This window comes from Roseateles cavernae, from assembly GCF_040187885.1.
Taxonomy (GTDB): domain Bacteria; phylum Pseudomonadota; class Gammaproteobacteria; order Burkholderiales; family Burkholderiaceae_C; genus Roseateles_E; species Roseateles_E cavernae.
The window spans coordinates 242,342-253,485 of record NZ_JBDPLH010000003.1 but is presented as its reverse complement, the minus strand read 5'-3'; the positions used below and the strand labels follow the sequence as shown (position 1 = coordinate 253,485).

Here is an 11,144-nt window from a genome sequence, read left to right as displayed (position 1 = left end):
CTCCACGCTATCAGCAATGGCGCGAAGCGTACTGCGCCGCAGCAAAACCATCAAGTTCGATTAAATGGGGTCAGATTCAAATAAAAACCCGCCAAATCAAATCACGCCTTTTAATTAGGGACAGAGTCATCAGCACGCTTGCGCGGGCGGCCCCGGCTGCGGGGCGCCATCGGACGGTCAACCTGTGCGGCAAGCCCTTGCAAGAAACTTGCCGAGCCGAGCGGCCAGCCCTTCAGGGCGGAGGCCGTCAGTGCCCCGACCTCTTCGTCGCTGAGACCCTGCTCCATCAGCTCACGGTAGGCAGCCTCGCGCTCGAAGGGTGTGTTGCCCAAGGCCCAGTACATCGGATGTTCGGTGACCAGCGGATCGCGCCGGCGCCCCAGGTGGTGGGCGCAGCTGGACCAGGGGTAGGCGCCCGCATCCACCGCCATGCCGGCCCGCAGCGGATTCAGCTCGATATAGCGCGCGCAGGCGAGCAGATGGCGCTCGCCCTCGATCAGTGCCGCGCGGAAGCGCCCTTCCCACAAGGTGCCGCTACGACCATGACGATGGTTGAACCAGCCCACATAGCGCCGCCCCAGCGACTGCATCATGCGGCTCAAGCCATCCACCTGCCGCGGTGTGGCCAGCAGGTGTACATGGTTGTCCATCAGCACATAGGCATGGATGGCAACCTGATGGGTTAGCGCACACTCCCGCAAGGTGGCGAGGAAATGCTGACGGTCTTGGTCGTCGACGAAGATGGCCTGGCGGTTGTTGCCGCGCTGGATGATGTGGTGCGGCTGGCCGGGCAGCACCAGGCGGGGAAGTCGGGCCATGGGATCGGGCTTTAATTGAACCTGACCCCATTATGAAGGAAAGATCAGAACAGCTGCTTGCCGGTCAGGCGCTGGTGCTCGCGCAAGGCGAAGCGGTCGGTCATGCCGGCGATGTAGTCGGCGCAGGCACGGTGGGCGTCATCGGTCTGCGCGTGATCGGCAGGCAGCTGGCTGCTGTCGTTGATGTAAATCTCGAACAGCTCGCGCAGCACCTGTTCGGCACGCAGTCGGGTCTCCTGCACCTGGGGGTGGCGGTAGAGCTTGGCAAAGAGAAAGCGCTTGAGCTCGGTGCTGGCGGTGCGCATCTCGGGGCTGAAGCGCAGCAGCGGAGCCTGCGCCCGCACGGCATCGACGTCGGCCGGCGCCACCGCATCCAAGGCGGCCTGGCTGGCCTTGATGATGTCGTAGACCTGCTCCGACAGCATGCGGCGTATGGTTTCGAACAGCAGCCGCTTGCCCTTGAGTTGCGGAAACTCGGCCAGCGCCTGGCGCAGATAGCGCTGCACCAGCGACACCTCTTCCAGCTGCTCCAGCTCGATCAACCCGGAACGCACCCCGTCATCGATGTCGTGCGCGTTGTAGGCCACCTCGTCGGCCAGATTGCAGAGCTGGGCTTCGAGGCCGGGCTGCTGGCCGCCCAGAAAGCGTGCCGCCACGCCGCCCGGCTCGGCCGCCTCCAGCAGCTGCGCATTGCGCTTGCTGCAATGCTTCAGGATGCCCTCGCGGGTCTCGAAGCTCAGGTTCAGCCCGTCGAAGGCCGGGTAGCGTTGCTCCAGCTGGTCGACCACGCGCAGGCTCTGCAGATTGTGTTCAAAGCCGCCATGCCCGCGCATGCATGCGTCCAGCACGTCCTGACCCGCATGGCCGAAAGGCGTATGGCCCAGATCGTGGGCCAGCGCGATCGCCTCGACCAGATCCTCATCCAGCCGCAAGGTGCGGGCGATCGAGCGGCCAAGTTGCGCCACCTCCAGCGAATGCGTCAGCCGGGTGCGGAACAGATCGCCCTCATGATTCAGGAAGACCTGGGTCTTGTAGACCAGACGCCGGAACGCGGTGCTGTGGACGATGCGGTCACGGTCGCGCTGGTACTCGCTGCGTGTCGGGGCCGGCGGCTCGGCGAACCGCCGACCACGGCTGTTGAGAGGATCACAAGCGTAGCGGGCGAGCGGCATCGTGGCGGGATTGATTGTTCAGTCGGCGGCGTTGGCTTCAAGCACCTCGGCCACCAGCGCATCCGGTGCCCCGCGCATGCCAGCCTTGCCCAGGCCCTCGATCAACACGAAGCGGATCTCGCCACCCTCGCTTTTCTTGTCCACCCGCATCAGCTCGAGATAGCGATCAACACCCAGGCGCGGCGCCCGCACCGGCAAGCCGGCCGCCGCGATCAGGCGGCGCATGCGGGTCAGAAACTCCGGCGGCATCAGGCCCAAGCGCACCGACAGATCACTGGCCAGCACCATGCCGCAGCCAACGCCCTCGCCATGCAGCCATTCGCCATAGCCCAGGCCGGTCTCGATCGCATGGCCAAAGGTGTGGCCGAAATTCAGAATGGCACGCAGGCCCTGCTCGCGCTCGTCCTGGCCGACGACCCAGGCCTTGATCTCGCAGCTGCGCTTGACCGCATAGGCCAGCGCCGCCTTGTCGCGCGCCAGCAGCGCACCCAGATTGGCCTCGATCCAGTCGAGGAAGTCGGCGTCAGCGATCGGCCCGTACTTGATGACCTCGGCCAGGCCTGCGGCCAGCTCGCGCGGTGGCAGTGTGTCCAGCGTGTCCAGGTCTGCAATCACCCGGGCCGGCTGGTAGAAGGCGCCGAGCATGTTCTTGCCCAGCGGATGGTTGATCGCGGTCTTGCCACCGACCGAGGAGTCGACCTGGGCCAGCAAGGTGGTAGGCACCTGTACAAAAGGCACGCCGCGCATATAGATGGCGGCCGCAAAGCCGGTCATGTCGCCGACCACGCCACCACCCAGCGCGAACAGCACGGTTTTGCGATCCGAGGCGCTGCCCAGCAGGTGGTCGACGATCTGATTCATCGTCGCCCAGTCCTTGTACTGCTCGCCGTCCGGCAGGACCACGGCATCGACCCGCCTGTAGTGAGCCAGCAGTCTGCTGCGCAGTCGCTCCAGGTAGAGCGGCGCCACCGTGGCATTGCTGACGATCAGGGCCGCCGCGGCACGGGGCAAGCCGTGCCAGGTGGCAGGATCCTCCAGCAGCTGCGGGCCGATCAGGATGTCGTAGCTGCGCTCGGCCAGCGCGATGGAAACCGTGGAGGGGGAACAGCGATCACTACTCATAAGCAGCGAGTGTACGGGCGTGCCGCAGCGCTGTTGGTTCAGCAACGCTCCGCGCCCACCGTCGCCGCCACCCGCGCCGGATCCACCAGCCCGGCCAGTTCCAGCTGCATCAGAATCATATTGACCAAGGCATGCACCGATGGCCGCCCCGTCTCCAGCACGAAATGCGCGGTGCGCCGGTACAGCGGATCACGCTGGGCATAGAGCTCGCGCAGCTTCTTCAAGGGATCCTTGACCTGCAGCAGCGGGCGCTGCGTGTCGTGGCGCAGGCGGCGGAAGAGTTCTTCGGGGGAGGAGCGGAGGTAGACCACCGTGGCCTGTCGATGCAAGACCTCTCGATTGGCCTCGCGCAGCACGGCACCGCCGCCGGTGGCCAGCACCATGTCTTGCGGGCTGCAAAGCAAGTCCGCAATCACCTCGGACTCGACATCCCTGAACTTCTCCTCGCCCTGCTGGTCGAAAAAGCTGCGGATGCTCTGACCCAGGCGACTCTCGATCTCGGCATCGGAGTCCACACAAGCCACGCTCAATTGCCGCGCCAGCTGGCGGCCGACGGTGGACTTGCCACCGCCGGGCATGCCGACAAGAGCAACTACAAAAGGCAAGACAGTTCGCCCATTCAGTTCGGGCTGGCGCAGTTGCCGGTCGTGCCGTAAGGGCTAAGCACAAAAGGCGGGGCACCGTCTTGCGTCAAGATATCGGCGGGCACGATCAGCAGCCGCGCCGTGCCCTTGAGCGTCCCCACCGTGTCTCCTTCCGCAGCAAGCCGGCCGGTCCAGGCAGGCGGGCTCACGACGCCGGAAGCACTGACCCGGATCGAGAACTCAACCCAAGAGCCAAAGCTCTGCGCATACTCGATTCGCAAAGTCGCCATACCAGCAGCATTGGTCCTGGTCGAGCCGACAAAGCTGATCGACACATCCGACTTGCGCGGATCCAACTGACCGCTGCCGTTGACGTCTTCACCCGTCTCTATCGTGCCGTTCCGATAACCGACACCGACCGCATTGTCTTCATTGATGCAAGTGGCAAGCTCGGTCTTGATCCAGTTGGAGCCGACGCGGCTCCAGAAACCCTTTCGATAGGTCGGCAGATCCAGCACAGCCGCCAGTTGGGCATCGGGCCGCGGGTTACCGGCCGCATCAACAACCAGCACGGTGAAGTCATGCGCGTATGTATTCTGGTTGACGATCACCAGATTGTTGGAACCCACGGAGACCGACACCGCCTCCTCCACCACAGTCAGCGATACCGTGCGCAATCTCTCCACCGGGCAAGCGGCTATCTGCTCGACCGCATCCGTCTTGCCGAAGCATGCATAGATTTTCAGTTGCTCGGTCGGGCTGGAGCGGCGACCGGCGATAAAACTGGAAACTGCCACGCCATTGGCATCGGCCACGATCACCTTGTCCTTGCCCGAACTGATGTCGCCATCGGTGCCAGAGACATTGGCACCAAAGCCAAGCCGCACACGAACATTCGGCACAGGCTCGTTCTTGTCACTACGGAACAGCAGGCGCAACTCCGAACGGTTGTTGGTGCTGCCCACCTGATTGACATTGACCACCACCGGCGAGGCCGTGAAAGTGGCCGAGGCAATTGCTGTTCCTACCGGCACATCGGAGACGCTGGCGTCAATCTGCACCGTGCTCTCCAGGCGAACACCACCGGGCGCTTCTGCCCTGATCACCGTCGGCCCAGTTCCGGCAGCGGTATAGGAGTAGAGATACTTGCCGAGCGCATCGGTTTTGCCTGCGCCACTCGAGGCGCCAGGGCCCGACACAGTGATGTCGACACCCGCCATCGGGTTCGATCCCGAATCCGTCAAGGTGTATTCCACCTGACCTGGAGAACCGGTCGTCAGGGTTGCCGGCAGCAGGGTCGCCGTCAGCCGGGAACCGGTGACGATAAAGCTGGCTTCGCGGGACAGGGCACCAATATTGGCCGTGACCTTGATCGTGCGGTTGGTACGGTCGGCGCCAATCCGCACCGAGGCTTTGGCCTGGCCGTTGACATCGGTCGTTGCATTACCTACAACGATAACCGCGCCCTTGTCGTCAGCCACAAACCTTACGGGCAGACCTGACACTGCGTTTCGTGCAGAGTCGACGGCCGTCACAGTCACCTCCACCGGGTCTGTCCCAGTATTCGTGACATTGGTACGGCTCAGCACTATCGACATGTCATTGGCTTCGGGAACGACCACGACCGCGTCGACGACATTCAAAGTCACGCTCTTTTCAATCGTACCGCTAACTGCTTTCAAAGTGATGCTGCGATTGCCTTTACCGCCTCCAAGATCAACCTGGGCCGTAAGCTGTCCGGTCGTCGCGTCGGTTGTGGCTGGGGCGCCTTTCATGAAGGCCGTGTTTGAAGGATCGACCACCTGCAGGCTCACGGGTACGCCGCCCGTTGCGTTGCGAGAGGCATCCAGCGAGGTCACCGTCAGTGTCGCCTGCTGACTACCATCGTTGGCGACCGTGTCAGGAGTCAGTTGCAAAGCGAGATCTGCGACCTTCGACGCTGCAGGAGGAGCAGTCCCATCACCACCGCCCACTACTGGGTCTCCGGAAGCACCACCACCACCACCACATGCGCCCAGCAGCGCCGTCAGACCGAGCACCACGGCATAGCGCCACACGCTCGTCTTCGGTAATTTGAAACTCATCATTCGATCACTCCTTATGCACCGCGCCCTGTTCAAAGGACGCGGCCTTCTCCCTATGTTTGTGCGTGCGGATGACTCAACGCACGGTCACCCGATCATTCACAACCTTGGGTGTCAAGAAAATCAGCAACTCGGTCTTGCTTGATGTCCGCGACTTGTTGCGGAATAGATGCCCCAGCACCGGCACATCGCCCAGCAGCGGCACTTGAGAAACGTCCTCGCGCTCGTCCAGTGTGAAGATGCCACCGATCACGACGGTGCCGCCGTTCTCGACCAGCACCTGGGTCTGCACATGCTTGGTGTTGATCGCATAACCCTGTGGCGTCAAGGTGCCGCGGCTGTCCTTGTTGACGTCCACATTCAGGATCACATTGCCCTCGGGCGTGATCTGCGGCGTCACTTCCAGCTTCAGATTGGCCTTGCGGAACTGGATCGAGGTGGCGCCGCTGGCGGTGGCCACCTGGTAGGGCAGCTCTTCACCTTGCTCGATCAGCGCCCGCACCTGGTCGGCCGTCACGACACGCGGGCTCGAGACAATCTTGCCCTTGCCATCGGCTTCCAGTGCCGACAATTCCAGATTCAGGAAGCGGTTGGCCGAGGCACTGAACAGCGATAGCGCAAAGGTCGCCGCCGTGGCGCCGCCGAAGCTGTCCGACGAGACATTGGCCGGCAGGTTGACGAAGTTGCTGTTGGCGTAGTTCTGCGCCACGCCCTGGTTGGTCTGCGCACCGACGGCCAGCGAGTTGCCGCCTATGGTCACATAGTTGCTGCCGCCGACGTTATAGCCGGGGATGCCGCCTTGCAGGCCGCGCAAGTCCTGCGAACCCAGCTTGACGCCCAGCGAGCGACCGAACTTGTCGTCGGCCTCGACGATGCGGGCCTCGATCAGCACCTGCCGCACCGGGACATCGATCTTGGCGATCATCGCCAGGATCTCCTCCAGCTTGGACGGGATGTCGGAGACGAAGAGCTGGTTGGTCCGGGTCTCGTAGATCACGCTGCCGCGCGGCGACAGGATGCGGGTGTTGTTGCTGCCACCGCCACCGCCACCGCCACCGCCACCGCCACCCTGGCCGGCCGTCTGGCCACTCAGCCCCTTGGCCACTTCCTCGGCCTTGGTGTAGTTCAGTTGGATGGCCTGCGTGCGGGTCGGCTCCAGCTGCGCGATCTGGGCCTTGGTTTCCAGATCCAGCTTCTCCTTGGCCGCCAACTCATCCTTGGGTGCAATCCACAAGACATTGCCGGACTTGCGCAGCCCCAGGCCCTTGGCCTGCATGATGATGTCCAGCGCCTGATCCCAGGGCACATCCTTCAGGCGCAAGGTCACATTGCCGGTCACGGTGTCGCTGGTCACCACATTGAAGTTGGTGAAGTCGGCGATCACCTGCAGCAGGGCCCGAACTTCGATGTTCTGGAAGTTCAGCGACAGTTTGTCGCCCGCATAGCCAGGGCCCGTCGTCAGCTTGTTGGGGTCGACCTTGACCGGCCGCACCTCCAGCACGAACTGGTTGTCGCTCTGGTAGGCGCTGTGCTCCCAATTGCCCTTGGGCTCGACCAGCATGCGCACGCGCTCGCCGTTCTGGGTCGTCGAGATGGTTTGCACCGGGCTGCCGAAATCAGCGACGTCGAGCTTGCGGCGCAGCCGGTCGGGCAGATTCGCGCGCAGGAACTCGACCACCAGGTTCTGACCCTGCTGCTGGATGTCCACGCCGACCTGGTTGCTCGGCAGGTTGACGATCACGCGGCCGGTGCCATCGGCGCTGCGGCGAAAGTCGATATCCTGCAAGGTCTGCGGCGAGCTGTTGAGACTCTGCGCAAAGTGCACTGGCTCGGCGCTGCCGCTCGGCGCGGCGGCAACTCCGGGCGCGCTGTCCAGCACGATCACCAGCGCGTTGTCCTGGATCTCGGCGCGGTAGCCGGAGGGCTGCCGCAGATTCAGCACCAGCCGGGTCCGGTCACCGGCCTGAGCCACATTGGCCGAACGCAGATTGCCCTGATTGATCTCGACCAGACTGCGCCCCATCGCATTGCTGATGCCCGGCAGATCGATCGCGATGCGCGGTGGCGTCTGCACCGTGAATCCCTTGGGCACTTCGGTCAGCGGCTGGGTGAGCTCGATACGCACCACCTCCACGCCCGCTTGCTGCACGCTGTTGATCGAGCGTATCGCGTTCTGGGCCCAGGCCTGCGCCGGCACAAGAACACATGCGCCGAAGGCCAAAGCCAGAGGTCCCGCTATATGGCGCCAGAGGCTCATCCTGATGGTCTCCTGAAAATTCTTCATCGTCCCGTCTCCTGCAGCTGGAGGGTACTGGTGCGTTCAATCCACTCGCCCGCAGCGTCTTGGACGACTTCTCGCAAGGTAATTTCGGTCTCGCTGATCTGGGTCACACGGCCGAAGTTCTGGCCCAGATAGTCGCCACCCTTGACCTGGTGCAGCAGGTTGTCGACCCGCAGCAAGGCGTAGCGACGGCTCTGCCGGGTCAGACTGCCGACCATGGACATGCTGTCCAAGGGATAGGCTTCCAGCGGCTCGCGCCGACGGTTCATCTCGGCGGCCAGCAGGGAACTGGGCTGGGCCGCCTCCTGCTTGAGGGCCACGCTGAGCTTTTGCGTGCTGAAAGGGTCGGCACCGGCCTGCGCCTCGTAGGGCTGCGGCAGGAATTTCTTCGGCGGCACCAGCGGCTTGATGGTCGCGCGGGCGGACTTACGCTCCTGCTCCATCCACTGCTGCAGCTCGTCCAGATCGGCCGCGCAGCCACCCAACAGGGCCAGGCTCAGCATTGCCAGAGCGCGCCATCGGCGCTTGCCGCAGTCCATCACTTTTGGGCTCCTGCAGCCTTCTTGCCGGCTGCTACTTTCTTCTGTTCGGCCACTTCGCCAGCATCCAGATATCGGTAGGTTCGCGCAGTGGCCTCCATGCTCAGCGCCCCACCCAGGTCCTTACCGGTGGGGGCGACCACGCTGAGGTTGTGCAAGGTGACGATGCGCGACAGATTGGACACATCGGCGGCAAACGAACCCACATCGTGATAGCGACCGGATACGCGCAAGGCGATCGGCAACTCGGCGTAATAGTCCTTCACCAGGATTTGACCGGGGCGGAACAGCTCGAACTGCAGGCCGCGTCCCAGGCCGGCCTGGTTGATATCCGACAACAAGGCATCCATCTCGGCCTTGCCGGGCAGCTGTTTCTCGAGCTGGGTCACATACTCCTCGACCTGGCTCTTCTGCTTGCGCAACTCGGGCAGATTGACGGCCTGGGCCAGCTTGCTGCTGTAGTCCTGCTTCAGATTGGGTTCTTTTTCGCGCTCGGCATCGAGTGCGGCCTGCACATCGGCCAGCACCAAAAACCAACCCAGCGCAATCACCGCCAGTACCACGACGAAGAAAGCCGCCAGCTTCGGCAGCAGAGGCCATTGACCGGGCTCGTTCGGATTGAGGCCACGGAACTGCTCGGCCACGCCCTCGAACCAGGCATTGATATCGACGGAAGGTCGCTTGGTCACCATGGCTCTGCTCAGCTCCTGTTGGGCGCCACCGCGCTAGCCGCACCTGCCGCAGCCTCGGCCGACGGCGTCTTGATGCTCACGCGCAGCGAAAACTCGAACAAGCGTTTCTGATCCCGGGTATTGGCGCTCAGATTCGCCAGCTTGATCTCGACGAGTTCCGGCTTATCCAGCCATTCCGAGCCTCGCGACGCATTGCGCAGGAACTCCGACACCCGCTCATTGGTCTGGGCAATGCCGTTCACGGTCACCACCTTGTCCGTCTGCCGGATGCTGGTCAGGTAAATCCCCTCGGGCGTATGGCGGGCGAGTTCATTGAGCAGATGCACCGGCGTATTGCGGTCGGTCTGCAAATCCTCGACGGCACGCTGGCGCGATTTCAAGGCCTCGATCTCGGCGCGCAGATTGGCGATGTCCTTGATCTGCGCCTCCAGCAAACTGATCTGCGAGCCCAGATACTGGTTGCGTGATTGCTGCTCATCGGTCAGATGCAGCAACAAAGCCCAGGTCGCTGCAACTACACCGGCACCCAGCAAGGCGGAGAAACCAACGCCGACAAAGAAGGCATTCTTGCGACGCTTGCGCTTCTCTTCCCGGTAAGGCAGCAGGTTGATCAGAATCACTGGAAAAACCTCCGCATCGCCAAACCGCAGGCCGTCAGATAGGCGGGAGCCTCGCGGCGCAGCTTGGGCTCGCGCACGGCCGATCCCAAGCCCATGTTCTCAAACGGATTCACCACCATGCAGGCAAAACCGGTCAGCTCGGTGACGCGCTCTTTGAGTCCAGCCAGCGTCGCGGTGCCACCGGCCAGCATCACATAGTGGACCTTGTGGTGCGGCGTGCTGGTGAAGAAATACTGCAGCGCGCGGCCGATTTCCTGTGACAGGCTGTCGACGAAAGGATTCAGCACCACCGTCTCGAAATCCTCCGGCAGCTCGTTGGAGAGTTTCTTCTGCTCGGCCTCCTCGAAGGAAAAGCCATACTGGCGAGAAATCAGCTGCGTCAGCTGCGAGCCACCAAAAGCCTGGTCGCGGTCATACAGCATTTCGTCGTCGCGCAGCACCTTCAGACTGGTCGTGTCGGCACCGATCTCGAACAAGGCCACCAGCGCATCCTTGCCGGCATTGGGCAGATTGGTAATCAGCCGCCCCATCGCCATGCGCGAGGCATGTGATTCGATATCCAGGATCACCGGCCGCAAACCCGCCGCCTCGGCCAGACCCTGCCTATCCTGCACCCGGTCCTTGCGCGAAGCCGCGATCAGCACCTCGACATCGCCGACCGAGGTCGGGCTGGGCCCGATCACGCAGAAATCCAGACTCACTTCATCGAGCGAGAACGGAATGTATTGATTGGCCTCGGCTTCGACCTGGATTTCAAGTTCCTCGTCGCGCAGGCCGGCGGGCAGCATGATTTTCTTCGTGATGACCGCCGATTGCGGCATCGCCAGCACGGCATCACGGGTGCGGGTGCCGCTGCGAGCGACAACGCGGCGCACGGCATCGGCCACCTCGTCGAATTTCTCGATCTGGCCGTCGGTAATCCAGCCCTTCTCGAAAGATTCGGTAGCAAAGCGCTCCAGCACCATTTCGCCGCTGGCGTTCTGACCCAGCTCTACCAGCTTGACGCTGGACGAACTGATATCCAGGCCAATCATGGGCGGATGCTTGCGACCCAGCAGTACGTCAAGTAATCCCATGACGCTTATTCCCCCAATTTGAGCCCCAACACGCTTTAGGAGCGCGGCACTATTAATAAGTTACTTGAATGCTAGCAGCAAAGCCTATGACAGCCCATGGTTTTGCCGCCACAGCCCGTAACACCACGTTGCGAAACATACACGCCTCTTGCAGCC

At 62.9% G+C, this 11,144-nt stretch carries 10 protein-coding genes; all 10 read right to left on the bottom strand.

What is annotated here, in order from left to right:
* Positions 1–110 precede the first annotated feature (110 nt).
* The gene (locus ABGI63_RS11815) at positions 111–818 is read right to left on the bottom strand and encodes an REP-associated tyrosine transposase (protein WP_349742607.1); all 708 of its coding nucleotides are present in this window, start codon (positions 816–818) and stop codon (positions 111–113) included.
* 44 nt (positions 819–862) lie between these two features.
* Positions 863–1,990 (bottom strand): deoxyguanosinetriphosphate triphosphohydrolase, encoded by a 1,128-nt coding sequence (locus tag ABGI63_RS11810; protein ID WP_349742606.1) that lies wholly within the window; start codon positions 1,988–1,990, stop codon positions 863–865.
* Between the two features lie 18 nt (positions 1,991–2,008).
* Complete coding sequence (gene aroB / locus ABGI63_RS11805; protein ID WP_349742605.1) at positions 2,009–3,112, bottom strand: 3-dehydroquinate synthase; 1,104 nt, start codon at positions 3,110–3,112, stop codon at positions 2,009–2,011.
* A 38-nt stretch (positions 3,113–3,150) separates the two neighbouring features.
* Positions 3,151–3,690, bottom strand: a complete 540-nt coding sequence (locus ABGI63_RS11800) for a shikimate kinase (RefSeq protein ID WP_432767415.1) — start codon at positions 3,688–3,690, stop codon at positions 3,151–3,153.
* A 41-nt stretch (positions 3,691–3,731) separates the two neighbouring features.
* Positions 3,732–5,783, bottom strand: coding sequence for an Ig-like domain-containing protein (locus ABGI63_RS11795; protein ID WP_349742603.1), 2,052 nt, complete (start codon positions 5,781–5,783; stop codon positions 3,732–3,734).
* A 73-nt stretch (positions 5,784–5,856) separates the two neighbouring features.
* Complete coding sequence (locus ABGI63_RS11790) at positions 5,857–8,064, bottom strand: type IV pilus secretin PilQ (protein WP_432767407.1); 2,208 nt, start codon at positions 8,062–8,064, stop codon at positions 5,857–5,859.
* Positions 8,061–8,564: a pilus assembly protein PilP gene (locus ABGI63_RS11785; protein WP_349742602.1), complete on the bottom strand. Its 504-nt coding sequence runs from the start codon at positions 8,562–8,564 to the stop codon at positions 8,061–8,063. Before ABGI63_RS11785 ends, ABGI63_RS11790 begins: the two co-directional genes overlap by 4 nt.
* 35 nt (positions 8,565–8,599) lie before the next feature.
* Positions 8,600–9,292, bottom strand: coding sequence for a type IV pilus inner membrane component PilO (locus ABGI63_RS11780; RefSeq protein WP_349742601.1), 693 nt, complete (start codon positions 9,290–9,292; stop codon positions 8,600–8,602).
* 8 nt (positions 9,293–9,300) lie between these two features.
* A complete protein-coding gene (locus ABGI63_RS11775) occupies positions 9,301–9,912 on the bottom strand; it encodes a PilN domain-containing protein (protein WP_349742600.1) in 612 nt (203 codons plus the stop codon).
* Complete coding sequence (locus ABGI63_RS11770) at positions 9,909–10,988, bottom strand: pilus assembly protein PilM (RefSeq protein ID WP_137941496.1); 1,080 nt, start codon at positions 10,986–10,988, stop codon at positions 9,909–9,911. The genes ABGI63_RS11775 and ABGI63_RS11770 overlap by 4 nt, the downstream gene beginning before the upstream one ends.
* Positions 10,989–11,144 lie beyond the last annotated feature (156 nt).